Genomic DNA, 24021 nt, shown 5'->3' on the forward strand with positions numbered 1-24021 from the left:
GACACCGAGGCCTGTCATTCGCTACAATCGCCGACTGTCAGCGCGTGCTCGCGGCAGGCGACGACATCACGCGGCGGCCCGGCAGTCTGACGCTGCTTTTCGCCAATCGGAATCGACGTCGCCGCGATCGCTGCCGCGGTCGCCCGCTGTCCGCCGCTACCGGTTTCCCCGCCCGAACCAGACGGGCCCGCATAAACGATCAAGGACTTTTGCCATGAAACGCCACCAGACGCTCCAGGACCTCTCGCGCGAGCACCATAGCGCGCTCAAGCTGGCCCTCGGCGCCCGCCGTGCGGCCACTTCGGGTGATGCCGGGAAAATCGCCGCGGCAATCGCAACTTGTGGCGAGGTTTTTGCCGCGGAGCTCGAGCCCCATTTCATGATTGAAGAATCCAGCCTCCTGCCGGCCATGGCCCAGGCCGGCGAAGAGGCCCTGGTTGCGCGCACGCTGCGCGAGCATGCCGAGCTGCGTGCCCTCCTCGGCCGCGTACTGGATCCCGATGCCGATGCCACCACGCTGCTCAGTTTCGCCGACCTGCTGTCGGCACACGTACGCTTCGAGGAGCGAGAACTGTTCGAAGTCGCCCAGCAGCGTCTTGCGCCGCAAGCTTGACCCTGCGCCGCCGGCCCAGGTTTTCGCCAAGCATCCGTTCCTCGCCACGACTTTCTTCGTGGTCCAGGTTTGGCAAGGCAGCCGGCATTCATTTTGACTGCTTGCAACTTCCCCGGCAGGATCCTCATGACCACAGTTCTGATCGTCGACGACACCCCGGCAAGCCTGTCGCTGCTGAGCGACCTGCTCAGCCCGCTGCATCGGGTGCGCACCGTCGACTCGGGGCCGCGCGCCTTGCAGGCCGTAGTCAGTCAGCCGCGGCCCGATCTGATCCTGCTCGACCTCGTGACGCCGGAAATGGACGGCTACCAGGTACTCGGCCGCTTGCTGGCCGACCCGGCCAGCGCCGACATCCCGGTGATCTTCGTCAGCGCACTCGATTGTAGCGATGACGAGGAGCGCGGCCTGGCACTCGGTGCAGCCGACTGCATCAGCAAACCGTTCCGGCCGGCGATCGTCCTGGCGCGGGTCAAAGCGCAGCTCGAACTGAAAGCAGCCCGTGACCTGCTGGTACGCGATCACCGCCGCAAGCTGCAGCGTGAGATCGACCGGCGGATGGCCGAAAATCGCCAGATCCAGGATGTCAGCATCCGCGCACTGGGGCGCCTGGCGGAAATTCGCGACCCTGAGACAGGGAATCATTTGCGCCGCACGCAAGCCTACGTTCATACGCTGGCCATGGAGCTAAGTTCGCACCCGCGCTTCGCAGCTTTCCTGACGGCGCACAACATCGAGGTGCTGGTCAAGTCGGCGCCGCTGCACGACATCGGCAAAGTCGGCATTGCGGACCACATCCTGCGCAAGCCCGGCAAACTGACCGCGGAGGAATGGGTAGAAATGAAAAAGCATAGCCTCCTTGGCGCGCAGGCCATCGAACAGGCCGACAAGGACGCCGAACGACCTCTCGAATTCCTCAGCATGGCCAGGGAAATCGCCCACTATCACCACGAAAAATGGGATGGCTCGGGCTACCCGGAAGGCCTCGCTGGCGACGCGATTCCCATTTCGGCACGGCTGATGGCCCTCGCCGACGTCTTTGATGCCTTGCTTGCGCAACGCGTCTACAAGGCGGGGCTACCGGTCGAAGACGCGCTGCGGATCATTCGCGAAGGGCGCGGCAACCACTTCGACCCGGATGTCGTCGACGCTTTTTTTTCCCGCCAGGACGAGTTCCTCGCCATCGCCGCCCAGCATGCTGACGGCGACGCCCGCCGGGCCGGTGAGCGACCGCCTTCGCCACGATAGCCGGGAAGTCCCGCCGAAAAGAGCAGCTGAGCCCTTCGCAAGCGGTCGCAAAGCACAAGCCGTGCCGTGTATCTTCCCGGTTTCCATTAGAATCGAGGCTTTGCCGACTCAGGTCGCCCTCCGGAGAATGCCTCATGACCTTGCAGAGCAAGCCCAACACCGACGACGTTCGCATCCGGGAGATCAAGGAGCTGGTCCCGCCAGCGCACGTTTTTCGCGAATTTCCGGTCGGCGTTCGCGCTGCAACGACCACCTATGAAGCGCGCCAGAACATCCATCGCATCCTGCACGGCGCCGACAATCGCCTGCTGGTCGTGATCGGCCCGTGTTCGATTCACGATGTCGATTCGGCCATCGAATACGCCACGCGACTGCAGAAGGAAGCGCCGCGTTTCGAGGACGATCTGCTGATCATGATGCGCGTCTATTTCGAAAAGCCGCGCACGACCGTCGGCTGGAAAGGCTTGATCAACGATCCGCGTCTCGACAATAGCTTCCGGATCAACGAAGGCCTCCGCCTGGCACGCGGCTTGTTGTTGCAGATCAATGATATGGGCCTGCCCTGCGCGACCGAATTCCTGGATACCATCACCCCGCAATACACCGCCGACCTGATTGCCTGGGGAGCGATCGGGGCGCGCACCACCGAATCACAGGTGCATCGTGAACTGGCCTCCGGCTTGTCCTGCCCGGTCGGCTTCAAGAACGGCACTGACGGCAATATCCGCATCGCCATCGACGCCATTCGCGCCGCGCAGTCGCCTCACCACTTCCTCTCGGTGACCAAGGCCGGCCATTCGGCGATCGTATCGACCTCCGGCAACGAGGACTGTCACGTCATCCTGCGCGGCGGCAAGGAACCGAACCACGATGCCGCGCACGTCGACGCCGCGTGCAAGGAAATTGCCGCCGCCGGACTCGCCGCGCGGCTGATGATCGACGCCTCGCACGCCAACAGCGAGAAGCGCTTCAAGCAACAGATCGAGGTCGCCAGGGATACCGCCAGGCAGGTGACGCCGGCGACGAACGGATCATCGGCGTGATGATCGAATCACACCTGGTGGAAGGACGCCAGGATCTGGTGCCCGGCCAGCAGCTCGAATACGGCAAGAGCGTGACCGACGCCTGCCTGGGCTGGGAAGACTCGCTGCTGGTGCTGGAATTGCTTGCCAAGAGCGTCCGTGAACGCCGCCTGGTCGAAGCCGCCGCGTAAGGGCTGGTATTATCCGCAAGGCGGCAAGGCTGAACGACAAACGGCGGGGCGGCCGCTTTCGCGGCCGCCCCGCCGGTGGGAACAGCTTTCCGTGAGCAGCGCGCGAGCACGCTCGCGCGCGTCGCTCAGCGGAGCTTGATTTCCTTGTAGATCACGTGCTTGCGGACCTTGGGATCGTACTTCTTGATCTCCATCTTGCCCGGCATGGTGCGCTTGTTCTTGGTCGTGGTGTAAAAGTGGCCGGTTCCGGCGGTCGACTCGAGCTTGATCTTGTCACGCATAGCTGCTCTCCTGGTCAGATCTCGCCGCGCGCACGCAGGTCTGCGAGCACAACGTCGATACCGTTCTTGTCAATGGTGCGCAAACCGGCGTTCGATAAGCGCAAGCGCAGCCAGCGGCTTTCGCTCTCGATCCAGAAGCGGCGATACTGCAAATTCGGAAGGAAGCGGCGCTTCGTTCTATTGTTGGCATGGGAAACATTGTTCCCCACCATCGGGCCTTTGCCCGTGACCTGGCAAACACGCGCCATGATTGTCGCTCCAATTGTCTGAGGGAAGAAAACCCGCGATTCTAGCGCAGGCAAGGGTCTACTTCAAGCGTTTTGGCCCAATCGTCCAGGCTGCCGTCGCCGCAAGCTACAACAAGCCGCGCTCGGCAAACGAGAGTGGCGGCGATTGCCCGGCAACGATGAAATGATCGAGCACCCGCACCTCGATCAGCGCCAACACCTGTTTCAGCTCGCTGGTCAGCAGTTCGTCAGCGCGCGAGGGTTCGGCCACCCCCGAGGGATGATTGTGCGCCAGCACCACCGCCGCCGCATTATGCCGCAGCGCGTGCTTGAGCACTTCGCGCGGATAGACGCTGGTTTGCGTCAGAGTGCCGCGAAATAGTTCTTCGGTGGCAATCAGGCGATTCTGGGCGTCCAGCCACAGGGCCAGAAAGACCTCATGCTGCAAGCTGGCCAGGTGTAGCCGCAGATAGTCGCGCACACCGCCGGGAGAAGCGAAAGTCAGCCCCTCCTCTTTCAGCTCTTCGCCGAGCGCCCGCCGCGCCATTTCCAGCACCGCCTGCAACTGCGCATACTTCGCCGGCCCCATCCCCGGCACCGCAGAAAAATCGGCCAGGCTGGTCGCAAACATGCGGTTCAGCCCACCAAAACCGCCAATCAACTCGCGCGCCAGATCCACGGCGCTTTTTCCCTTGCTGCCGACGCGCAAGAAAATCGCCAGCAATTCAGCATCCGACAGGCAAGCGGCACCGCGCGCCAGCAGGCGCTCACGTGGTCGCTCGTCTTCAGGCCAGTCGCAAATTGCCATGTCGACACCTCAAGGAAAAGCCTCGGTCAGGCATACTACTCACAGCACGCCCACTGGTACAGGCGAATTCGCTGCCGATGCCGCACCTTGGCGCACCCAGGGCCTGGCCATCGGACGATGAATCGGGCGCCTACAAACGCCGGCGAGAAGCCCCGCACGCGACATTCAGAGCCCGTTCGACCCCAGGGGCTTGACTTGGCCCCCGCCCTGCTTCAACCGGGCGGCATCACGGCGCGCACGCTGCTGCGCTCGTTCATTCGCCCCAACCAGGCCTCGATACTCGGTGCCGCGGCGAGCAGGGTCAGGCCTTCCGGGGTCGCGCGCAGATAGGTCACTACCGGCAGGACGTGCAAATCGGCGAGGCTCACGGTCGCGCCACCGAAGTAGTTTGCCTCGCCGAGCAGCCGCGCGATCTCTTTGAGGAACAACGCGGCACGCGGCTTGGCCGCCTCGATTTCGCCTTCGTCGGTCTGGCCACCGAGTGCCGGCACCAGGACGCGGGGAATAAAAATATGAGTGATCGACGCCGGATAGCCGTAGCTTTCAACAATGCCCATCACCTGATTGACCCGGCTGCGTTCAACGGGTGTCGCGGGCATCAAGGCCGGTCCCGGAAACACCTCGTCGATATAGCGCATGATCGCCGCTGCCTCGTAGATCGCATGGCCGTCGTGCTCGAAGGCGGGCATTTTTCCCCACGGATGGCGGGCCAGATGCGCCTCTTCCAGATGCTCACCCTTGACCAGATCCACGGCCACCAGCGTGTGCGCTACGCCCTTTTCCTCCAGGGCCAGACGGACGGAACGAACGTAGGTGCTGATGGCATCACCGTAAACGAGAGCTTGGCTCATGATTTGTCTCCTTTGGGTTGTCCAGCGGGTTCGTACAGGGCGGACCTCGGCCGAGGTCCGCCGTACGCGCACTATTCTGCTCGCTGATCGTCGTTTTTGCACTCGGGAAATAGCGCTGTGATCGGCGTCCATGCGCTGTGGTCGGCGGTCGGGATGAGCACAGCGCCCCGCAGAAAGCCCCGCAAGTCCCTGCAAGCGACCGCCGCTGGCGGCGGCCAACCCCTTTGCCCGCCGCCACGGCGATTGACTGCGGTGCCCGGAAGCCAGGATACTCGGGTCGATGGTGTCAAATTCCTGGCCCTTCAGCGGTCGCCCGTCCGCCCGACAGCCACGGCAGAAAATCTTCGACAACACACGAGCGAGGCGGTGAATGGGACCGGCAGAACTTACCTTGGGCGATGCTTCGCTGATCACGGCCACTTTCCTGTTTACCGACATCGAAGGCTCGACCAACCTCTGGGAAACCGAATCGCAGGCCATGCGCATCGCCCTGCAGCGCCACAACGCGCTGTTGTCGGCGGCGGTCGAGCGCCACCACGGTTACGTCTTCAAGACCGTTGGCGATGCTTTCTGCGTCACTTTCGACGATGCCAGCGAGGCGCTGCACGCCGCCTGCCAGATCCAGGCCAGCCTCGCCGCCGCGCGCTGGCCGACGAAGTCGCCGCTGCGCGTACGCGTCGCGCTGCACACCGGCCCGGCGTACCTGAGCAGCGGCGACTACTTCGGGACGACGGTCAACCGCTGCGCGCGCGTGCTGGCGGTCACGCTTGGCGGACAGACGCTGCTCACTTCGCCGACCGAAGCCCTGGTCCGCGAATCCTTGCCGGCGGACACCAGCCTGCGCGATACCGGCATGCTGCGCCTGCGCGACCTGCCGCACCCGATGCACGTTTTCCAGCTGATTCATCCCGGGCTGTCGCCGAGCTTGTGCGAACTGGGCGGCAGCGCGGGCGGACACAAGCTGACCACGGAACCGATGGCCCGTTTCCGCCCCGTCGACCTCTACGAAGTCCCGACGCTGCCGGCGATCGTCGTGCAGGCACTCAAGATCCTGCAGAATCCGAACAGCGATGCCCGCGCGGTCGAGCGGGTGATCGTCAATGATCCGGCGATCTCGGCCAAGATCCTGCGCGTCGCCAACTCCGCGTTTCTTCGGCTTCTCGCGGCGGATCAGCACCATTTCCGAAGCGGTGCGGGTGCTCGGTTTCACCAATGTTCAGGGAATGATCTTCTCGGTCGGCGCCTTCGACGCCTTTCGCACCGAGCGCCTGAACCTGACCGCGTTCTGGAAGCATTCGATCGCCACCGCCACCGCCGCACGCTTCCTTTCCCCGCACGTCGAGTGCTCGGCCGATGAAGCGTTCATGGCCGGCATCCTGCACGACATCGGCAAGCTGATTTTCGCTATCCAGGCCGAACCTGCCTACCATCAAGTACTCGAGTTGCGGCGCGGCGCGGCGCCGATGAGCAGTCTCGAAGCCGAGCGCACGCTGTTCGAATTCACGCATCCCGAGGTCGGCGAAATGGTCGCCGAGCGCTGGGATCTGCCAGCGCGCTACGTCGCCGCCATCGCCCACCATCACGACCCGCAAGCGGCTGGCGAAGAGCGCACTTTCTGCGCCCTGATCGGACTGGCCGACCAGGCCGCCTACGCCGCACTGGGTGGCGAAACGCCGCCAGCGGAACATGACAGCGAGCGCGTCGCCCTGCTCGAGCTACTGTCCTTGCGCCCGCAGCACTGGGACGAGTGCCTGCAACACCTGCACGACGCGCACGCCGACATCAACGGCTTTGTCGGTGCGATCCGCTGATTTGACGAAAGGCAGCGAAATCTAGCGAAAACATGCGCGGTGCTGCGAGCCGTTCTTTTCCCCTTGCTCGCCCGCCAAATTCCGCTATAATGCGCAGCTTCCCGGTCGCAAGGGCCTCGCCAGGAAGCCGCAGAGAGGCAGCGACAGGGAGCAGCAGGGCAACAAGGAGTGGTAGTTCAGTTGGTTAGAATACCGGCCTGTCACGCCGGGGGTCGCGGGTTCGAGTCCCGTCCACTCCGCCAGAACAAAAGAGCAAAAAGCCCAGCCAGTCTGGGCTTTTTCTTTTTCAGGCTCAGCGCCTGACAGCCGCCGAGGGCGCGGCACCCTTCCAGGGTGCGAGCAGCCCCGCGCATCGGCGCGGCGCGAGCGCATCTCTGCGCCGCAAATGATCACTACCGCAGCGAGATGGCTGTTCTATAATTACAGACTTGTCGGGCAGAATTCCACCAGGTGAACCGGCTCAGGTGAACCGCACAGCTAAACCGATTTCGTCGGGACAACTGGCACCGCCCGAGAACGAAGACAGGACCACCGGATGACGCCACGAATCGCTTTCGCACTTGTTGCTGCTCTTGCCTGCGCTACCGCCTGGTCGAACGAGGCGGCGGGTGTAAACCCTCAGTCGGATATGCCAGCGCTGACCACCCCGGCACGAAGCGAGGCCGCTCCAAGCGCAGTTCCGGCAGGAAGCGACGGCCCCCTGCCGGTGGTTGAAGTGGCCGCGCCGGCGCGACTCCCCGAAACCATCGACCTGACCTACGAGTCCGCGGAGATCTTCCAGCACCTGCGTCGCGGCTTCTCGATGCCGAACATCAACAGCGAGCTGGTTCTGCACCATCAGCAGTGGTATCTGAACCGCCCGGACTACTTGCGGCGGATGATCACGCGTAGCAGTCGTTACCTGCATTTCATCATCGTCGAACTCGACAAGCGCGGCATGCCGCTGGAAATTGCCCTGCTGCCGATGGTCGAGAGCGCCTACAACCCGACCGCCTACTCGCGCAGCCATGCGTCCGGCCTATGGCAGTTCGTTCCGGCGACCGGCAAGCAATACAATCTGGAACAGAACTGGTGGGTCGACGAACGGCGCGATATCGTCCAGTCGACCGGCGCAGCGCTCGACTACCTGCAATACATTTACGAACTGCACGGCGACTGGCACCTGGCGCTGGCCTCCTACAACTGGGGCGAAGGCGCGGTCGGTCGGGCGATCAAGAAAAACGCCGCGCAGGGTCTGCCGACCGATTACCTGAGCCTCAAGATGCCTGAGGAAACGCGCAACTACGTCCCCAAGCTGCAGGCCTTGAAAAACATTTTCAGCAATCCCAACATCCTCGCCGACCTCGACATGCTCGGCGTCCCGATGCGCCCCTACTTCGCGACGGTTACCAACTCCGGCAATATCGACGTCAAGCTGGCAGCAAAACTGGCTGAAATGCCGGTCCAGGAGTTCGTTGCGCTGAACCCTTCGCACAATCGCGCGGTGATCATGATCCGAAACGCCGATGGTCATCCCGGCCGACAAGCTCGAAACCTTCGCCCACAACCTCGAAGCGCACGAGGAAAGCGACAAACCTCTCTCTTCCTGGCAAGCCTATACCCTGCGCCCGGGCGAGAAACTCGAAGAGGTCGCACCGCGCTTCGGCATGACGGTGGCCGGCCTCAAGGCCCTCAACGGCCTCCAGGGCCGCATGCGGGTTGCTTCGGGAGCGACACTGCTCGTCGCAGGAGAAGGAAACGAACCGGAAGACATGGGCCTGAAGGCCTTGCCAGAGGAGCAGCCGCTGGTCTTTGCAGCACCGGCCCTGCGGAAAAACCGGAACGGAGAAACCGGCTGCGGAAAAACCGGCGCCAGGCGCGGGCACGCGAACCAGCACGCACGAGGTGCGCAAGGGCGAGACGCTGAGCGCCATCGCCCGGCGCTACGGAATGAGCCTTGCCGAGCTGAAACGCCTCAACAAGCTACGCTCCAATACCGCGAAATACGGCACCCGGCTAACGGTGACCAGCAGCACCCAGGCCAGCGCTTCCACCCGCGTCAAGACCGAGATCGCCAGCAAGGAAACGCCAGCGAAGAGCAAGCCAACGCGAGCGGCGAGCGGGCCCACGACGGCTGCCGCGGCCGCTCCGCGCACGCACACCGTGCGCCGGGGAGAAACGCTGTCCAGCATCGCCCAACGCTACGACATGAGCGTAGGCGAACTCAAAAAGCTCAACAAGCTGCGTTCGGATCAGGTGACCTCGGGCACGAAATTGCGCGTTCAGTCCTGATCCTGAAGTAACCGGCGGCAAAGTCTCGTCAGCGCAGCGTCAACCGGGCGTGCCGGCGTGGGCTTGCCGGCGTGGGCTTGCCGACGCCGCGCGCAGCCATGGCAGGAGTCATGGCAAGAGCAGTGGCACCTACGCATGGAGATGGCAACGCACCGTGTGCGTGCTCGACAGCGCCGTCGTTTCTGGATAGCGCTCACGGCAGGCGGCCGTGGCCTGCCGGCAGCGCGGATGGAAATGGCAGCCGCTCGGCGGATTGGCCGGTGACGGCGTTTCCCCGGGCAGCCGAATGAAGGCCGGCTGCGCGTCGAGGCGAGTACTGGGCACTGCCGACAACAAGGCGCGCGTATAAGGGTGCTGCGGCGAACGCAGAACTTCATCGACCGTCCCGCGTTCGACGATGCGGCCAAGGTACATCACCGCCACCTCGTGGGCGAGATGGTCGACTACGGCGAAGTTGTGGGTGATGAACAGATAGGCCAAGCCGAGATCGGCCTGCAGCGTCGCCAGCAGATTCAGGATCTGCGCCTGTACCGAGACGTCGAGCGCCGAAGTCGGCTCGTCGCAAATCACCAGATCCGGCTGCACGGCCAGCGCACGTGCAATGGCGATGCGCTGCCGCTGCCCGCCCGAGAATTCATGCGGATAGCGACTGGCGGCCGCCGCTTCGAGGCCGACCTGCTCGAGCACGGCAGCAATCGCCGCGCCCCGGCCCTGGCGCTGCATATCGATACGCAAAGCGCTCATGCCCTCGCCAATGATTTCGCCGACCGCCATGCGCGGGTTGAGCGAAGCGAAGGGATCCTGGAAGATCATCTGCATGCGCCGCCGCAGCGGACGCCGTCCCTTGCGCGTCAGGCTGCCCAGTTCCTGCCCGAGCAGGTGCACGCTGCCGCCACTGGCGGCGATCAACTGCAGGATGGCCTTGCCGACCGTCGTCTTGCCGCAGCCCGACTCGCCGACCAGCGCCAGCGTCCTGCCGCGCGCCAGCTCCAGCGAGACGCCATCGACCGCCCGCACCTGCCCGACCGTGCGCTGCAGGATGCCGCGCCGGATCGGGAAGTGAACCCGTAGCTCCTTGACGCTGAGCAGTGCCGGCGCCGCCACCTGGTCGACGCCGCTGCGCAGCGCTGCGCTGCCAGCACCCACCGCGCTGGTACCGGCCGCAGCCTCAGGCAAGACATCCAGATGGCAGCGCAGGCGATGGCCAGGCGCCACCTGCCGCCATTCCGGCGCCTGCTGCCGGCAGAGTTCCCAGGCGTACTGGCAACGGCTCGCGAAGCGGCAGCCGGCGGGCATTGCGGAGAGCGGCGGTACCTGTCCGGGGATCGTATCGAGCCGACCTCCGCGCCGTTCCAGATCGGGCAAGGCGGCGAACAGTTTCTGCGTGTAGGGATGGCGCGCCGCCGAAAAGAAGACCGCGTGTGGCGCCTCTTCAACGATCTGGCCGGCGTACATCACCGCCACCCGCGTCGCCATCTGGGCGACGACGCCGAGGTCGTGGGTGATCAAGAGCATGCCCATCGCACGCTCGGCCTGCAGCTGGCGCAGCAATTCGAGAATCTGCGCCTGAATGGTCACGTCCAGCGCCGTGGTCGGCTCGTCGGCGATGAGCAGGCGCGGATTGCCGGCCAGCGCGACGGCGATCATCACCCGCTGCTTCATGCCGCCGGAGAGCTGGAAGGGATACTCGCCGAGACGACGTGGCGCATCGGCGATGCCGACCGCACCGAGCAGTTCGAGCGAACGTTCGCGCGCCGGCTGGCCAGACAGGCCAAGGTGACGTTCGAGTACTTCGCCGAGCTGATGACCGACGGTGAGCACCGGATTGAGGCTGGTTGCCGGCTCCTGAAAAATCATCGCCATGCCGCCGCCACGCACGCCGCGCATTTCGGCTTCCGGCAAGGCGAGCAGATCGCGGCCTGCGAAGCGCACCGCACCGCCGGGAATCCGCCCGGCAGCGGGCAGCAGGCGCAGCAGGCCAAGCGCCGTCGCCGACTTGCCGCAACCCGACTCGCCAAGCAGGGCCAGGGTTTCGCCGGCGGCGACCTGGAAGTCGACGCCGTCGACCGCCGCCAGCAGGGACCGGCCGCTGACGAAAGCGATGCGCAGATCCGCCACTTCGAGCAGCCTTTGCTCGCTCAAGCTCGTTTCCTCACTCATGCCGACCCCGCCATGCGCGGATCAAAAGCGTCGCGCACCGCGTCGGCGAGCAGGTTCGCCGCCAGTACCAGCGCAAACATGAACACAAAAGCGGCAGCCAGCGACCACCACACCATCGGTTCGCGCGCCAGCTCCATGCGCGCGTTGTTGATCATGGTGCCGAAACTGATCATCGTCGGATCGACGCCGATACCGACGTAGGAAAGCACCGCCTCGGCGAGCACCAGACTCGAGAAGTCCATCACCAGCGCGATGATCACGATGTGCATCAGATTGGGCAGGATGTGCCGTCCGATGATGCGCAGATCGGCCACTCCGAAAGCCTGTGCCGCCTGGATATACTCCAGCTCGCGCAGCTTCAGGGTCTCGCCGCGCAGCAAGCGGCAGAGGCCGGTCCAGCTGGTCACCCCGAGGATGAAGCACAGCGCCAGCAGGCGCAGGTCGGCACGTTCGGCGGCGGTGGTGAACCACTGCGGATGGTTGTCGATCAGCACCTGCATCATCAGCACCGCGGCGGCGATCAGCAGCACCCCGGGAATCGAACTGAGCGTGGTGTACAGGTACTGGATCAGGTCATCGACCCAGCCGCGGAAGTAACCGGCGAGGACGCCGAGAAAAATCGACAGCGGCAAAGTGACCAGGGTCGTCACCAGCCCGATGACCAGCGCCGTGCGCACGCTCTTGAGGACCTGATAGAAGACGTCCTGGCCGACCTTGTCGGTGCCGAAGACATGGTAGTGGCCGGCGAGCGTCGCCAGCGGCAGGGCGACCAGCAGGACGACGCCGACCGCGGCAAGCACCGCGTTCCACGCGAAGTCGCTTTCGTTGCGCCAGATGCGCCGCCAGGCCTCCTTGTGCGCACAGCTCTCGCGGCGCGAGAGGCGGGCCGCAGTCGCCGCCGCCAGCACCCACCAGGCAAGAATGGCCAGCGCCAGGGCACGCAACAGACGCTGCCCGACGTCGGCGTCGCGACCCGCTTCGTCGGTGCCAAGATGAACACCGCCATGGCGCAGGCGCGGATAATCCCGCGTTTGCTGCAGCTCGCCAGCCGCGTCGCGCGACTCGATCGACTCCTTGGCGTAGGCACGCGTCGCCAGGGGTTCGGAATAGGTTTTCTCGTTTTGCGTGCGCAGCGGCGTCAGGATCGCGTCGAGCAGCGACAGCACTTCGACGGCGTAGGCTGCCGGCTGCTTGCTGACGTCGCTGGCCGCCTGGCTGGCTTCGCCGCTGGGCGGCTGCCCGGCCGCATTTTCCAGGCGCGGTCGATAATGCAGCGAATCCAGCAGACCGACGGCAACGAAGACCAGCAACAGCGTCGCCGAAGCCATGCCCGCCCGGCTGCGACCGACGCGCTGCCAGGCGGTCCGCCACAGCGGGTTGCGCAAGGACAGCCAGCCGAAAAAACCGGCCGCGACGAAAAGCAGCCAGATCAGCACGTCCGACCACAGGATGACGGGGAGGAAGGGCATCAGTTGAAACGAATCCGCGGGTCGACGAAGGTGTAGGAGAGATCGGTAAGAATCAGGCCAAGGATGTACAACACCGAGCCGATGAAGACCATCGCCCGCACCACCGCAAAATCCTGCGCATTGATGGCGTCGATGGTGTAGCTGCCGAGACCGGGAATGCCGAAGAAGGACTCGGTGAGCAGCGAGCCCATGAACAGTAGCGGGATGACCACCACCACCCCGGTCAGGATCGGAATCATCGCGTTGCGCAGGACGTGGCGAAAAAGTACCGCCAGTTCGGAGAGCCCCTTGGCGCGCGCCGTGCGCACATAGTCGCGCGAAATTTCCTCCAGGAAGATGGTGCGATACCAGCGCGTCGACGAACCGATCCCCGAGATGACCCCGATCAGCACCGGCAGGATGACGAATTTCCAGGCATCGAGGCCGCCACCGTAGCCCGAGATGGGAACCAGCTTCCACATCTTGCTGATCAGGAACTGGCCGCCGATGATGTAGAACAGGCCGGAGATCGACATCAGCGCCACGCACAGCACGACGCCCCAGAAATCGAGGTAGCTGGCGCGAAAAAAAGTCAGCATCAGCGCAAAGGAAACGGTCACCAGCAGGCCGAGGATGAAAGTCGGCAGCGCAATCGCCAGCGACGGCCCCATCCGCGAGCTGATTTCGCGGGCGATGTCGCGGCCGTCCTCGGCGCGCCCGAAATCGCCGGCAAACATGCGCGCCGACTTGCTGAAGAAAATGGTATCGGTGAACACCGCGCTGCCACTCGCCGCCGCGTTGATGAACAGCGGCTTGTCGTAGCCGCGCTGAGCCTTCCATTTATCGATCGCTTCCGGCGTCACGCGCTTGACGCCAAGCTGCATGCGCGCCATGTCGTCGGGAGTATTGACGATGAAGAAAAGTGCGAAGGTGATCACATTCACGCCGATCAGGATCGGCAGCGCATAGAGCAGACGGCGAACGAGGTAAGCGAGCATGGGGGGCGACTATACCTCAAGCCGCCGCGCAAAGCGGCTGGCCCGAAACACGGCGCGCATCAGCGCGCGGTCCCGCGCTCGCGGCGCCGATAGCCGATCGCCGCCGGCAAGACGATCGCCACCAGCAGCAGCAGCGCCGCGAGCAGCGGCCAGAGCACCGGCTCATTCCATTGCTGCCGCAAGCGCTCGCGCTCGGCGACGTCGATGCGCTGATATTTGAGAATGTTGTTGCCGACGTCAGTCGACTTGCGGTTGTGCAGCCAGTCATGGCCGAGGGTATAGCTCTTCGGATGAAAGCCGAAGATCCACGGCGCGTCGTGCTGCAGCAAGGCGATCGCCTGGCGGATGATGGCCAGGCGTTCGGCGCCGCGTGGCCCGTCGCTTTCCATGTTCTTCATGCGCTCGAAGAGGCGGTCGTACTCGGCATTGGCGTAGTTCGAGGCATTTTCACCGCCGACCGCGACCTTGCCGTCGGTGCCGTCGAGCAGGAACAGGAAGTTCTCCGGATCCGGGTAGTCGGCGTTCCAGCCGAGGTAGTAGAGCTGCACCGCCCCCTTGCGAATCTTCTCCTGAAAGCGGTTGAAGTCCGTCGAGCGAACGAGCAGCTGGATATCGAGCTTGGCGAACTGCCGCGTCAGCCAGTCGAGCCGCGATTTCTCGCCCATGCCACCGCCGGTGGTATCGAGACTGAGGACCAGCGGCTCGCCGGTCTTGGCATTGCGACCATTCGGCCAGCCGGCTTCGGCGAGCAGCTTCTTCGCCACCTCGATGGACTTGCGCCGCGGCCGCCCGTCGACCCAGTCGTACACCACCGGGTTATTACCCTCCTCCCCTTCGAGATAGCCGAAAATCCCGGGCGGCAAGGGGCTGGTTGCCGCGATGCCGCGACCGTTCATGAAAATCGAGATGAACTCCTCCTGGTCGATGGCGATGGACAGCGCCTGGCGCAGTCTGGTCGCCTGCTCCGAGAGACCGCCGACGACCGGATCGAGCATGTTGAAACCCATGTAGAAGACCGACGGACGCACGCTGGTCAGCAGGCGGATGCCCTTCTCGCGCATCTCGTCGGTCAGGCTGACGTCACCCCCGCCGCCGAGACGCACCGCCTGGTCGAAGCTGTCCGAAGAAATCCCGGACGCGTCGTAATAGCCCTGCAGAAACTTGTTCCAGTAGGGAATCGCCTCTTTCTCGCGCGAAAAAACGGCCTTGTCGATGAACGGCAAGGCCTTGCCGCAGTCCGCCAGCAGCCCGGCCGCCTCGTCGCCGGCCTCGCCGACACAGGGATAGCTCTCGCCATGGAAGTTCGGGTTGCGCTCGAGCACCATGCGGCTGTTGGGATCGTTGCGAGTGAGCATGAACGGCCCGGTGCCGACCGGATACCAGTCCAGCGTCAGGTTCTTGTCGGCCATTCCCGGCATGTTGTAGAAACGGTCGACCTCGCGCGGCACCGGCGCAAAGAACGGCATCGCCAGCCAGTAGGGAAACTGCGGATACTTGCCGCGCAACTCGATGCGATAGCTGTAGCGATCGAGGCGACTGACGCCGGCCAGCGGAAAACGATCGAGATCCAGCCAGGCCTCTGGCGGCAGCTTTTTCGCTTCCTCGTGCAGCGCCGCACCCAGTTCCGGCAGGCCGATGATGCGCTCGCTCATCATGCTGAAGATCGGCGAATGCAGGCGCGGGTGCGCCAGGCGCTTGATCTGGTAGATATAGTCGTCGGCGACCAGTTCGCGGCTGCCGGTCTCGGCGAAATCGGCAATCACCTCGATGCCGCGCAGTTTCTCGGCGTCCAGTTCGCCATAGACCGGCTGCCCGGCGGCGTCGGTGGCGAAAGCCGGATGTGGCTGGTAGCGGATGCCCGGGCGAATGCGAATGTCGTACACGCTGCGCGCGATCTCGGCGGCCGGCGCGTCGGCCGGCAACTCGCGGCCCTCGGCGTCGTAATAGCGCGGTACCGGCACGCTCTCACTGGTCGCCGGAATCAGCGTGTACGGCCGCTTCAGATAGTGGTACTGCAGCGGCGGCTCGTAGATCTGCGCGGTGAAGGTGATCTCGTCCTCGCTGTATGACTGCACCGGATCGAGGTGCTTGGGGCGGTCGGTGAAGGCTGCATAGAGGATGTTCTCGCCGCGCTCGGCTTCCGGATAGGGGTCGTTCTGCTCGCTGCTGCAGGCCGCCAGCAGGAACAGCAGCGACAGCAGTGAAAGGAGAAGAAGCAGCGGGCGGAGGGCAAGGCGAAAGGCGGGCATGGGCGGCAGTCTACCGCGAAGTCCGCCACTTTGGCTGCACGGCGCAGCATTCAGCACTCGCCATCGGCAAACGCCCGACGCCTGACCGACTGCGTGCTTTTGGCGAGCGAGTGATGCAATTCCTTTATAATGCGTCGGTTATGCTGATTCGCAGCCAAGCTGCCAACGCAACCCCTTCTAGTTACGGGAGAAGTCATGGGATTCCTCGCCGACAAGCGAATTCTGATCACCGGCGTACTATCGAAGCATTCGATCGCCTACGGCATCGCCAAAGCCTGCCACCGCGAAGGCGCGCAACTGGCGTTCACCTATCAGAACGAACGCTTCGAAACGCGCGTCGCCAAATTCGCCGCGGAGTTCGACAGCAGCCTGATCTATCGCTGCGACGTTGCCGAGGATGCCGATATCGACGCCCTCTTCGCCGCCCTCGCCGAGCACTGGGACGGCCTCGAAGGCCTGGTACATTCGATTGCCTACGCACCCGGCGAAGCCATCGAGGGAGATTTCCTCGACGGCATCTCGCGCGACGCCTTCCGCATCGCCCACGACGTCTCTTCCTACAGCTACGCGGCACTGGCCAAGGCCGCCCGCCCGCTGCTCCTGAAAGGCCGCAACCCGGCCCTGCTGGCGCTCTCCTACCTCGGTGCCGAACGCACCCTGCCCAACTACAACACCATGGGCCTGGCCAAAGCCAGCCTCGAAGCGGCCACTCGCTACCTCGCTTTCTGCCTCGGCCCGCAAGGCATCCGCGCCAACGCCATCTCCGCCGGCCCGATCAAGACCCTGGCCGCGTCCGGCATCGGCAACTTCTCGCGCCTGCTCGCCTACAACGCCCACAACGCCCCCCTGCGCCGCAACATCACCATCGACGAAGTCGGCAACGCCGCCGCCTTCATGCTTTCCGACCTGGCCAGCGCGATTACCGGCGAGATCATGTACGTCGATGGCGGGCTGAATACGACGGCGCTGGGTAACGCGGAGCCGATGCCAGGCTAAAGCTCTGCAACTGAAAGTCCGGCACGACGGTACCGGCGACTCGCCGCCGTAGAACATGCCGATGATGGAAACCTGCTTGCCGTCTGCGTCGAGCGAGATCACCGCACCCTTCTTGTGGTGAGCAGAAGACAGGCGGTTGGCCAAGCGATGCTTCGTGGTTCGGAGGGCGGCCACAGCATTCGGAAACAATCCGAAGCGAGGCTTTTGTCATTTTTCGTGGCGGTCTCTTGACGACCCCTTGCTGACATTCACGCTGTCGCTGCCTCAACGGGGGCAACTGTGTACAGGAGCCGTTGGTGGCGACAGGTAGCCGGCAAGTCGTCGAAACAGTCGTTCAACTTCGGCAGCGCCGCGCGCACATCAAGCGCCAGTTGTTGTAGGCGGTGGCGGATGGATGTTGGGCTTCCTGCGTCAGCCCAACTACGCTTGCTCAATTGCGCTAATGAAGACGTCACGCTTCTCGGCACTTCTTGGGGTCAGGTCTTTCCCCGGACACTTCTTGGGGTCACGGCACTTCTTGGGGTCAGGTCTTTCCCCGTGCCTTGGGCAAACGTCAAGACCTGACGCCGCCCCGGATCTCGATTTGATCAAGTGCCGTTTGCGCCTGCGTCAGAGGGTCAAGCCGCGGGGCTTCCGCGGCCATTGCCGGGATCAGCAGCGCCGACAACAGCAGCATCACCCCGAGCTGGCACAACGCAAAGCGGCGGAAAAAACGGTGGCTCGCAGTGCCGATCAGCATGTTTCGATTCCAGACGGCAGAGCGCAAGAGCGAAGCATAGAACTTTTTGCTGCTAGCCACGAACCGAGAAGGGCTGCGATTGCCCACCGGCAAAGCCATCGCCAAACCCTTGAGGTAACATGCACGCTCACCCTCGCCACAGATTTCAGCTCCCAACAACATGCGACAGATACTCGTCAGAACGCTCGCCACAGTCCTGTCCGCCCTCCTGATCGGCGGCTGCGCCACCAGCGCACGCCAACTGATGCCGACCCCGACCCTGTACCAGCGTCCGGACCGCCAGCCCGTTTTCGATCCATCCCCGGCGGCCCGGCAGAGCCCGGACGTGGACCTGCTGTTCATCACCGACCGTGCCCCACCGACAGCCGCCGAGATTGCCGAACAAGGCAAAGACGCAGGTCCCTTGCCCTACGGCCAGGAACGCGGCCGGCGCATCGCCTACGGCACGGCTCTGGTGCGGGTGGTGCCGTCGCTGGACTGGGAGACCTTGCGCGAGCAGAGCCAGCTCGCCGAGCGTACGCGTGAGGTCAATCTGGAGCTGGGCCAGGTACAGGAACTGGGGGCCTTCCCTCGGGAGCCGTATCAGATTTCCAGGGGCCCCGGCGGGAAGATCCTGCGCGACCGTGCCGAGCTCGCGCGCCACTTCGAAAGCAAGGCCGCTTTTCAGGACGAGGTCCAGCGCCGGCTCGCGCAAGCTCCCAAGAAAGAGATCCTGCTCTACGTGCACGGCTTCAACGAGACCTTTGCCACCGCCGCCTACACCGCCGCCGAGCTGTGCCACTTCCTGGGCCGGGAGCAGGTATGCACCTTCTTCACCTGGCCCGCCTCGTCACGCGGAAACTTCCTGACCTCCTACACCACCACCACCGAGTCCGCCGAGTACGCGGTCGAGCATCTCAAGAGCATAAGAGCATAAGGGGCCAGGCTCGAATTACTTGCATGCTCACACCTCCGCAACAACGCATAAGGAAACAGGGCCGGCGCTTCGCTCAAGAACACACGCCAACGACGAAGCTCCACTGTCGCGCGGTTTAGTCCAATGGCCGAAATACCCCGCCCGGTGATCGTACTACAAAGCGGCCATCGACAAGCAATCGAGTTTGACGGGCGACCATCCGGCCCCGTCAATCGAGAGTCATTGGAGCCAAAATCTTGCATTCGCCTTCTTCGTACGCCGCGGCGGCCGGACAAGTGGGGATCGCCCGATTCATCGGGCAATGGCGATGGCTTGTGTGAAGCGCCTTATAGGAGTTCGTGCGGCGCTTGTCCTTGACGATTCGACGAAGCGAAGAACGACGCCAGCCGGTCGCCGTCTGCTCCGCGGCCGGCGTTCCCGGTGAGTTCGTCAGACGCTGGCCGACAAAGCCCGCGGCTGGTTGTCGAGGCACGACGCGGTGCTTTGGCGCGCTGCGCAGCACGCCCGCAGGGCCGCGCCGCGGCGCAGCCGACCACAGCCTATTGACGGCCCTGCTCGGAGCGCGGGATACTGCCGGCGCGCCGTCGATTTTTCTCGTTGTATCAAGGAGAAAACACTCATGAGCCAAAACCTCGTAGCGTTGAATATCAGCCCCGACGATCTGGCGGCGATAGCCGCCGCGATCACGACCCTGCAGGAGAAACTCGGCGGCCTGATCGAACTCTCGGTCGACCAGCGGCGCAGCCTGACGAAGATGGGCGACAAGTCGGAAGCCTTTTGCCGACAGACGCTGATCGTCCTGGCGCAGAACAAGCAGATCATCCCGCCGGAACTCGATCTCGCCGAAGCCGCGCGCGATCTCCACAACCTCGATCTTTTGCGACCACACCTGGCCAGGCTGAGGCAGCTGGTGGGCAAGGCCGACGACACCGAAATGGCGCTCGGCAGCGACATCCTGACGGCCGCGCTCGAGGGTTATGCGCTGGCCAAGGTCTTCGGCAAGGGCGCCGGGCTCGATGCCTTGAAGGAAGCGATGGCCGCTCGCTACAGCCGCAAGCATCAGCCGAGTCCGGTCGCCACGGCCTGAACGCCGCGACAGGCCTCGCGCTCGACGTGCAAGGCTCGGAGCTTCAGGCGCAAGGCTCCGAGCTGCGACGGCGAGCCTCCGATGCCTGGCCGCAAGCCTCTGAACTGCACTGTGCAAACAACAAAGGCTTGGCCGCACAGCAAAAAGCCTTGCGCGCAAAGCTCCGCGCCTCGATCAAGCTGAAAAACGGCAGCTAGTACAAGCTTCGCGAGCTTGCGCGCAAGGCTTCGCACTTCGCGCGCAAGGATCAACGCCTTGCGGTGCAAACCTCGATGCTTTGCGCGCCGAGCAAAAAGACTTGCGGGAACGGCTTTTTGCCTTACCGGTGAAGCGCAGAGCCTTGCCCTGGAAGCTCGGAGCCTTGCCGGGGCAGTTCGCCGAGGCGCCGATCGAGCAAAAAGCTTCGCCGCGGCACTCATCGAGCTGACGAACGCGGATCAAAGGCTTGCCCGAAGAGCACAAGGGCTTGCGCATCGAGCACGCGGGCTTGCGCATCGAGCAGGAAGCCTCGCGCACGCGCTTCGCAGGCTGGCGACGCGACGATAATCTGATGCTTGTCTGGGCAAGGGACTTGCGCACGCGCTCCCTACCGCCGACCTCCGTCGCTCCGGCCCAGCTGGCCAGGCGCTCGAATGCTTTCCGACCTGGCCAGGGCCATTACCGGCGAGATCATGTGCGTCGACGGGGGGCTGAGCACGACGGCGCTCGGCAACGCGGATCCCTTGCCGGGCTATACCGGCACGACACTGTCGGCGACAAGCCCCGCCGCCTCTCCATCCCGCGCGCAATTTGCTCCCGTCGGTCCTGCTCCGAAAGGCAGCGTCCGGGATCAATTGACTTGCCCCGCAAAGCTTGCAGACTAGAAAAGGCCCGCTGACAATGGCGCGATAGCGGCCTCGACCGCGAACGCCAGCGGTCGTCCGAAGCGAAGGTACGCGAGTGGGCCGCGGCGCAGAATCTTCCGTTCTCGGATTTTTCGGACGACTATCGTGCGCAGATCATGAATACCCTGGACTATCCGCCGAAAGGATCACACCGGGCGGCTGGCGCCTGAGCGCAGCCGCCCTGCCGCTCTGCATGCGGCACCCCGCAGCGGCGCCATCGCGCCCGCCCGAAGCTACCGAGGAGAGCATCGCCATGAAATTCCCCTATCGACGTCCCGACGCTTCTGGCCTCGTCGCCATGGCGCGCAGCGCCGCCCCAGCCCTGCTGGCACTGGCCATCGCCGGCTGTGCCGGCCCGCCGGTGCTGGAGCGCCAGGTACTCGGCTACGATGAAGTCACCAGCCGCCTCGACCAGAAGCTGCTGCTGCTCAACATCGCCCGCACCGACAACGGCATGCCGGTACATTTCACTTCGACCTCGACCATTGCCGCGACCTTCAACTGGACGACGACGCTCGGTATCGGCGGCGAATGGCGGCGCAGCTCGGGCGACAGCTTCCTTGGCCTGAACGTCGGCAGCGGCGCCTCCGAGAACCCGACTTTCAGTATTCATCCGCTCTCCGGGCAGGCCTTCACCGAGCGCATTCTGACGCCGTTCAAGGACCAATCCTTCGAGTTCCTGGTTTTCCAGGGCGGCGCCATCGACCGCGTGACGCGACTCCTGGCGTCGGGCATCGAAGTCCAGAACGCCGACAGCAGCTTCGTGCGCTTCATCGCCAACGACCCGGCGCTGCCGCAGGAGTACGCCGAGTTCCGCCGCATCGCCACCCACCTGCGCTGGCTGAACGACAACCGCCAGCTGTTCGTCCGAACACTGGTCTTCGCGGAACCGATAGCACCGCCGCTAAAGGCAGCACCGAACGCGGCGGACGTCATCAATGCCGACAAAGAGGGCCTGCAGTGGCGACAGAACGCCGACGGCAGCTACCAATTGACGCGCTTTCAGGCCGGGCGCGTCGTGGTGATGAACGTCGACCCGATGTCGCTCAGCAATCAGGCGCGTTTCGAGCTCAACGAGCGCATCAAGCGCAACCCGCGCGGCTTCGTCTTCCTCGATGTCCGAGCGGACGGCCCCGGCGGCGATTTCGCCATCCGCGGCGCGATCAAGCTGCGCAGCATGTTGCAGATGCTGGCCTTCGTCGCCAACGGCGCGCGTGCGGTTCCGGAGTTCGACGTCGCTCCCGACCCACGCACCGGGCCAACCCCGGAGAACCCCCGCTCGGCCCTGCACATCGACATTTCCGAGACAGCGCCGGCAACGACCATCGCCTCCATCGACTTCGCGGGACGCGCCTACAGTGTCGGCGACACGCAATGGGACCGCGCCACGTTCGCCATGCTCGGCGACCTCTTCCAGACCGCCGTCGGCGAGGTCAAGGGCGTCGACCTGCCGATCACCATTTCGAAGTGAGCCGCCATCGCCGCGGGCCAGCAGCGCACAGATGCTGCACAAGAGTCTGCTGAAGAAGGGCTCGTCTCGGAAATAAATTCCCGCTACCGCGTGGGAATTGTTCGATCTGCTCGATCGTGCGAAGCTGTGTTTCGTTCATGTTGATCACCATCTTCAGGCTGATCGACCCGTTTCGTCCTTCGCCGACATCTTCGGTCAGGCTCATACCACTCTGGACAAGGCTCAGGGTTGACCGCAGTTGAGCCAAGCGCACATACTTCTCGCGTTGGCGGCGGATTTCCTTCACTTGCTTGCTTCGGTCCCCCCTACCATCCACCAAACTGGCGCCGACTTTCCGCAGGAAGGCCAACGATGATCGACATGGAGACCATACGTGCAGCCACCGCCAGACTGGTCGCTGCCGCTACCTCACCCGCCCGCGTCATCCTGTTCGGGTCCTACGCGCGCGGCACGGCCGATGAAGGTTCTGACCTTGACCTGATGGTCATCGAACGTGAGGTGCCGGATAGGGCGGCGGAATACATGCGCCTGATGGATGCCGTCGGCCGGGTCGCTCCAGGGGTTGGCCTGGACTTGCTGATTTACCCGCTGAGTGAATACGAGCGGCGTGGCCAGGTTCCCGGCACGGTGTTGTTCGAGGCACGCAGCGAAGGTCAGGTGCTGCATGACGCCCTTCATTGAGGAAGCCCACCGGCTGCTGCGCCTTGCTCAGCGCGATCTGCAAACCTACCGAATCCTCGCCGCCCATCCGGATGCTTCCCTGGCCGCCACCTGCTTCCATGCCCAGCAGAGCGTGGAAAAGGCGCTGAAGGCTGTCCTGACCGCGCATCGTGCGACCTTTCCGCGCACTCACAACCTGGAAGAACTCGGCTTGCTCGTGACAGCGAGCGGTATCGGCCTGCCCGCTCCCGCGAGGGATTTGCGACGGCTCACGCCTTTCGCGGTGGATTTTCGCTATAACGAAGAAACCATCGCCCTGCTCACCACCGAAGCGGCCGGCCTTCTCGCGGAATCCGTATTCCAGTGGGCGAAAGCCTTGATCGAGGCGACCAGACAATGAGCCATATTGCTGCCCGGTTGAGTGGGTCGTTTGTGGAGTCATGTTTTTTGCGGTCACACACACTTTTGGGGATCAGGCCTTTGCCCGCGCCTTGGGCAAAAGTCAAGAGCTGACCCCGCCCCGGTTGTTGGCTTGGGCTTCTTCCAGACCCCGCCGCACGACGACGCCCTTGCCCTTCTCCTTGCCTTCGGCTCTGCGAAAAACTGGCCATAGGACTGCCACCTATGAAGTAACGCGCCATGCCCGGCGCACTCGTTGGAGGTAAGCGGCGTGCCGTAGGCAGGTCCGCTTGAACAACGGGTTGAGACGGGTTAGACGCCACTCGGTGCAGCTTCTACATGAAGCCGTACGCCAAGCGCCTTGGCAACCTTGAGGACTGTGGCGAAGCTTGGGTTGCCCTCAGCACTCAGTGCACGATAGAGGCTCTCGCGGCTTAGGCCTGCATCTTTGGCAACTTGCGACATGCCCTTCGCGCGCGCGATGTCTCCGAGCGCGCGTGCAATTCCCGGCGCATCTTCAGACGCTTCTTCAAGCCATGCGTCGAGATACGCGGCCATTTCTTGCGGTGTGCGCAGATGTTCCGCAATGTCGTACGGCCTTACCTTCGTCTTCGGTGGCTTTCTTGCAGATTTTTTGGCCATGACCTCTACTCCATAAAGTTTCGCTTCAGCTCCAAGGCCTTGGCAATGTCCT

General features: G+C 64.0%; 24 protein-coding genes, 1 tRNA gene and 2 pseudogenes. 15 read left to right on the plus strand and 12 right to left on the minus strand.

Features of this window, described 5'->3' with window-relative positions:
• Positions 1-14: 14 nt before the first annotated feature.
• A complete protein-coding gene (locus V5B40_RS05330; protein ID WP_332353555.1) occupies positions 15-203 on the minus strand; it encodes a hypothetical protein in 189 nt (62 codons plus the stop codon).
• Positions 204-214: 11 nt separating this feature from the next.
• On the opposite strand from V5B40_RS05330, the gene V5B40_RS05335 reads away from it, so the two are divergent.
• The 3 genes and pseudogenes from V5B40_RS05335 to aroG all read left to right on the plus strand — a co-directional run bounded on the left by V5B40_RS05335 (position 215) and on the right by aroG (position 3071).
• Complete coding sequence (locus tag V5B40_RS05335) at positions 215-613, plus strand: hemerythrin domain-containing protein (protein ID WP_332353556.1); 399 nt, start codon at positions 215-217, stop codon at positions 611-613.
• A gap of 126 nt (positions 614-739) precedes the next feature.
• On the plus strand, positions 740-1858 hold the full coding sequence (locus V5B40_RS05340) for an HD-GYP domain-containing protein (RefSeq protein ID WP_332353557.1): 1119 nt from the start codon (positions 740-742) through the stop codon (positions 1856-1858).
• A gap of 134 nt (positions 1859-1992) precedes the next feature.
• Positions 1993-3071: pseudogene (gene aroG, locus V5B40_RS05345) on the plus strand (3-deoxy-7-phosphoheptulonate synthase AroG).
• 125 nt (positions 3072-3196) lie between these two features.
• On the opposite strand, the gene rpmG reads toward aroG, so the two are convergent.
• The 4 genes from rpmG to V5B40_RS05365 form a co-directional block, all read right to left on the minus strand.
• A complete protein-coding gene (gene rpmG / locus V5B40_RS05350) occupies positions 3197-3352 on the minus strand; it encodes a 50S ribosomal protein L33 (protein WP_169065911.1) in 156 nt (51 codons plus the stop codon).
• Positions 3353-3366: 14 nt separating this feature from the next.
• Positions 3367-3600 carry a 50S ribosomal protein L28 gene (rpmB, locus tag V5B40_RS05355; RefSeq protein WP_169065910.1) on the minus strand — a complete coding sequence of 78 codons (234 nt, stop codon included), beginning with the start codon at positions 3598-3600 and terminating at the stop codon, positions 3367-3369.
• 106 nt (positions 3601-3706) lie between these two features.
• Complete coding sequence (radC, locus tag V5B40_RS05360) at positions 3707-4387, minus strand: RadC family protein (RefSeq protein ID WP_332353558.1); 681 nt, start codon at positions 4385-4387, stop codon at positions 3707-3709.
• Positions 4388-4599: 212 nt separating this feature from the next.
• Positions 4600-5238 (minus strand): glutathione S-transferase family protein, encoded by a 639-nt coding sequence (locus V5B40_RS05365; RefSeq protein WP_332353559.1) that lies wholly within the window; start codon positions 5236-5238, stop codon positions 4600-4602.
• Positions 5239-5608: 370 nt separating this feature from the next.
• Between V5B40_RS05365 and V5B40_RS05370 the strand changes: the two are divergent.
• From V5B40_RS05370 to V5B40_RS05390, 5 genes and pseudogenes are all read left to right on the plus strand, one after another.
• Positions 5609-6373, plus strand: a pseudogene (locus tag V5B40_RS05370) (adenylate/guanylate cyclase domain-containing protein); the annotation flags it as partial.
• Complete coding sequence (locus V5B40_RS05375; protein WP_332353560.1) at positions 6339-7049, plus strand: HDOD domain-containing protein; 711 nt, start codon at positions 6339-6341, stop codon at positions 7047-7049. The pseudogene V5B40_RS05370 and the gene V5B40_RS05375, both read left to right, overlap by 35 nt.
• A 165-nt stretch (positions 7050-7214) precedes the next feature.
• Positions 7215-7291 (plus strand) — tRNA-Asp (locus V5B40_RS05380).
• 293 nt (positions 7292-7584) lie between these two features.
• Entirely contained in the window at positions 7585-8955 is a 1371-nt protein-coding gene (locus V5B40_RS05385; protein WP_332353561.1) for a transglycosylase SLT domain-containing protein, read from the plus strand.
• Positions 8934-9320, plus strand: coding sequence for a LysM peptidoglycan-binding domain-containing protein (locus V5B40_RS05390; protein WP_332353562.1), 387 nt, complete (start codon positions 8934-8936; stop codon positions 9318-9320). Before V5B40_RS05385 ends, V5B40_RS05390 begins: the two co-directional genes overlap by 22 nt.
• Positions 9321-9449: 129 nt before the next feature.
• Here the strand turns inward: V5B40_RS05390 and V5B40_RS05395 are convergent, their stop codons facing one another.
• From V5B40_RS05395 to V5B40_RS05410, 4 genes are read right to left on the minus strand one after another with little or no spacing between them, the layout of a single operon-like run.
• On the minus strand, positions 9450-11480 hold the full coding sequence (locus tag V5B40_RS05395; protein WP_332353563.1) for an ABC transporter ATP-binding protein: 2031 nt from the start codon (positions 11478-11480) through the stop codon (positions 9450-9452).
• Entirely contained in the window at positions 11477-12949 is a 1473-nt protein-coding gene (locus tag V5B40_RS05400; protein WP_332353564.1) for an ABC transporter permease, read from the minus strand. The genes V5B40_RS05395 and V5B40_RS05400 overlap by 4 nt, the downstream gene beginning before the upstream one ends.
• Complete coding sequence (locus tag V5B40_RS05405) at positions 12949-13926, minus strand: ABC transporter permease (protein ID WP_332353565.1); 978 nt, start codon at positions 13924-13926, stop codon at positions 12949-12951. Before V5B40_RS05405 ends, V5B40_RS05400 begins: the two co-directional genes overlap by 1 nt.
• A gap of 59 nt (positions 13927-13985) precedes the next feature.
• Positions 13986-16175 carry an ABC transporter substrate-binding protein gene (locus V5B40_RS05410; RefSeq protein WP_332353566.1) on the minus strand — a complete coding sequence of 730 codons (2190 nt, stop codon included), beginning with the start codon at positions 16173-16175 and terminating at the stop codon, positions 13986-13988.
• 195 nt (positions 16176-16370) lie between these two features.
• Between V5B40_RS05410 and V5B40_RS05415 the strand changes: the two genes are divergently transcribed.
• Entirely contained in the window at positions 16371-17171 is an 801-nt protein-coding gene (locus V5B40_RS05415; protein WP_332353567.1) for an SDR family oxidoreductase, read from the plus strand.
• A 553-nt stretch (positions 17172-17724) separates the two neighbouring features.
• On the opposite strand, the gene V5B40_RS05420 is transcribed toward V5B40_RS05415, so the two are convergent.
• Positions 17725-17910 carry a hypothetical protein gene (locus V5B40_RS05420; protein ID WP_332353568.1) on the minus strand — a complete coding sequence of 62 codons (186 nt, stop codon included), beginning with the start codon at positions 17908-17910 and terminating at the stop codon, positions 17725-17727.
• Positions 17911-18070: 160 nt separating this feature from the next.
• On the opposite strand from V5B40_RS05420, the gene V5B40_RS05425 reads away from it, so the two are divergent.
• The 4 genes from V5B40_RS05425 (at position 18071) to V5B40_RS05440 (ending at position 22268) form a co-directional block, all read left to right on the plus strand.
• On the plus strand, positions 18071-18826 hold the full coding sequence (locus V5B40_RS05425; protein ID WP_332353569.1) for an alpha/beta hydrolase: 756 nt from the start codon (positions 18071-18073) through the stop codon (positions 18824-18826).
• A gap of 619 nt (positions 18827-19445) precedes the next feature.
• On the plus strand, positions 19446-19913 hold the full coding sequence (locus V5B40_RS05430) for a hypothetical protein (protein ID WP_332353570.1): 468 nt from the start codon (positions 19446-19448) through the stop codon (positions 19911-19913).
• A 632-nt stretch (positions 19914-20545) separates the two neighbouring features.
• The gene (locus V5B40_RS25155; RefSeq protein WP_434735832.1) at positions 20546-20776 is read left to right on the plus strand and encodes a hypothetical protein; all 231 of its coding nucleotides are present in this window, start codon (positions 20546-20548) and stop codon (positions 20774-20776) included.
• 274 nt (positions 20777-21050) lie between these two features.
• A complete protein-coding gene (locus V5B40_RS05440; protein WP_332353571.1) occupies positions 21051-22268 on the plus strand; it encodes a hypothetical protein in 1218 nt (405 codons plus the stop codon).
• Here V5B40_RS05440 and V5B40_RS05445 read toward each other — a convergent pair.
• Entirely contained in the window at positions 22252-22554 is a 303-nt protein-coding gene (locus V5B40_RS05445) for a hypothetical protein (protein WP_332353572.1), read from the minus strand. The genes V5B40_RS05440 and V5B40_RS05445 overlap by 17 nt on opposite strands.
• A 65-nt stretch (positions 22555-22619) precedes the next feature.
• Here V5B40_RS05445 and V5B40_RS05450 point away from each other — a divergent pair, with 65 nt between their 5' ends.
• On the plus strand, positions 22620-22949 hold the full coding sequence (locus tag V5B40_RS05450) for a nucleotidyltransferase domain-containing protein (RefSeq protein ID WP_332353573.1): 330 nt from the start codon (positions 22620-22622) through the stop codon (positions 22947-22949).
• Positions 22933-23328, plus strand: coding sequence for a HEPN domain-containing protein (locus tag V5B40_RS05455; RefSeq protein ID WP_332353574.1), 396 nt, complete (start codon positions 22933-22935; stop codon positions 23326-23328). Before V5B40_RS05450 ends, V5B40_RS05455 begins: the two co-directional genes overlap by 17 nt.
• A gap of 311 nt (positions 23329-23639) precedes the next feature.
• Here V5B40_RS05455 and V5B40_RS05460 read toward each other — a convergent pair whose 3' ends face one another.
• Entirely contained in the window at positions 23640-23969 is a 330-nt protein-coding gene (locus V5B40_RS05460; RefSeq protein ID WP_332353714.1) for an addiction module antidote protein, read from the minus strand.
• Between the last annotated feature and the right edge of the window lie 52 nt (positions 23970-24021).

It is taken from the genome of Candidatus Accumulibacter meliphilus (genome assembly GCF_036625345.1).
Classification (GTDB): Bacteria; Pseudomonadota; Gammaproteobacteria; order Burkholderiales; family Rhodocyclaceae; genus Accumulibacter; species Accumulibacter meliphilus.

Coding starts and splice junctions, on each gene's coding strand:
- V5B40_RS05335 (WP_332353556.1), top strand. CDS start 215: ATGAAACGCCACCAGACGCTCCAGGACCTCTCGCGCGAGCACCATAGC.
- V5B40_RS05440 (WP_332353571.1), top strand. CDS start 21,051: ATGAAATTCCCCTATCGACGTCCCGACGCTTCTGGCCTCGTCGCCATG.
- V5B40_RS05340 (WP_332353557.1), top strand. CDS start 740: ATGACCACAGTTCTGATCGTCGACGACACCCCGGCAAGCCTGTCGCTG.
- V5B40_RS05400 (WP_332353564.1), bottom strand. CDS start 12,949: ATGCCCTTCCTCCCCGTCATCCTGTGGTCGGACGTGCTGATCTGGCTG.
- V5B40_RS05405 (WP_332353565.1), bottom strand. CDS start 13,926: ATGCTCGCTTACCTCGTTCGCCGTCTGCTCTATGCGCTGCCGATCCTG.
- V5B40_RS05425 (WP_332353569.1), top strand. CDS start 18,071: ATGCGACAGATACTCGTCAGAACGCTCGCCACAGTCCTGTCCGCCCTC.
- V5B40_RS05395 (WP_332353563.1), bottom strand. CDS start 11,480: ATGAGTGAGGAAACGAGCTTGAGCGAGCAAAGGCTGCTCGAAGTGGCG.
- V5B40_RS05385 (WP_332353561.1), top strand. CDS start 7,585: ATGACGCCACGAATCGCTTTCGCACTTGTTGCTGCTCTTGCCTGCGCT.
- rpmB (WP_169065910.1), bottom strand. CDS start 3,600: ATGGCGCGTGTTTGCCAGGTCACGGGCAAAGGCCCGATGGTGGGGAAC.
- V5B40_RS05430 (WP_332353570.1), top strand. CDS start 19,446: ATGAGCCAAAACCTCGTAGCGTTGAATATCAGCCCCGACGATCTGGCG.
- radC (WP_332353558.1), bottom strand. CDS start 4,387: ATGGCAATTTGCGACTGGCCTGAAGACGAGCGACCACGTGAGCGCCTG.
- V5B40_RS05450 (WP_332353573.1), top strand. CDS start 22,620: ATGATCGACATGGAGACCATACGTGCAGCCACCGCCAGACTGGTCGCT.
- V5B40_RS05375 (WP_332353560.1), top strand. CDS start 6,339: ATGATCCGGCGATCTCGGCCAAGATCCTGCGCGTCGCCAACTCCGCGT.
- V5B40_RS25155 (WP_434735832.1), top strand. CDS start 20,546: ATGCTTTCCGACCTGGCCAGGGCCATTACCGGCGAGATCATGTGCGTC.
- V5B40_RS05415 (WP_332353567.1), top strand. CDS start 16,371: ATGGGATTCCTCGCCGACAAGCGAATTCTGATCACCGGCGTACTATCG.
- V5B40_RS05365 (WP_332353559.1), bottom strand. CDS start 5,238: ATGAGCCAAGCTCTCGTTTACGGTGATGCCATCAGCACCTACGTTCGT.
- V5B40_RS05455 (WP_332353574.1), top strand. CDS start 22,933: ATGACGCCCTTCATTGAGGAAGCCCACCGGCTGCTGCGCCTTGCTCAG.
- V5B40_RS05460 (WP_332353714.1), bottom strand. CDS start 23,969: ATGGCCAAAAAATCTGCAAGAAAGCCACCGAAGACGAAGGTAAGGCCG.
- rpmG (WP_169065911.1), bottom strand. CDS start 3,352: ATGCGTGACAAGATCAAGCTCGAGTCGACCGCCGGAACCGGCCACTTT.
- V5B40_RS05420 (WP_332353568.1), bottom strand. CDS start 17,910: ATGCTGATCGGCACTGCGAGCCACCGTTTTTTCCGCCGCTTTGCGTTG.
- V5B40_RS05410 (WP_332353566.1), bottom strand. CDS start 16,175: ATGCCCGCCTTTCGCCTTGCCCTCCGCCCGCTGCTTCTTCTCCTTTCA.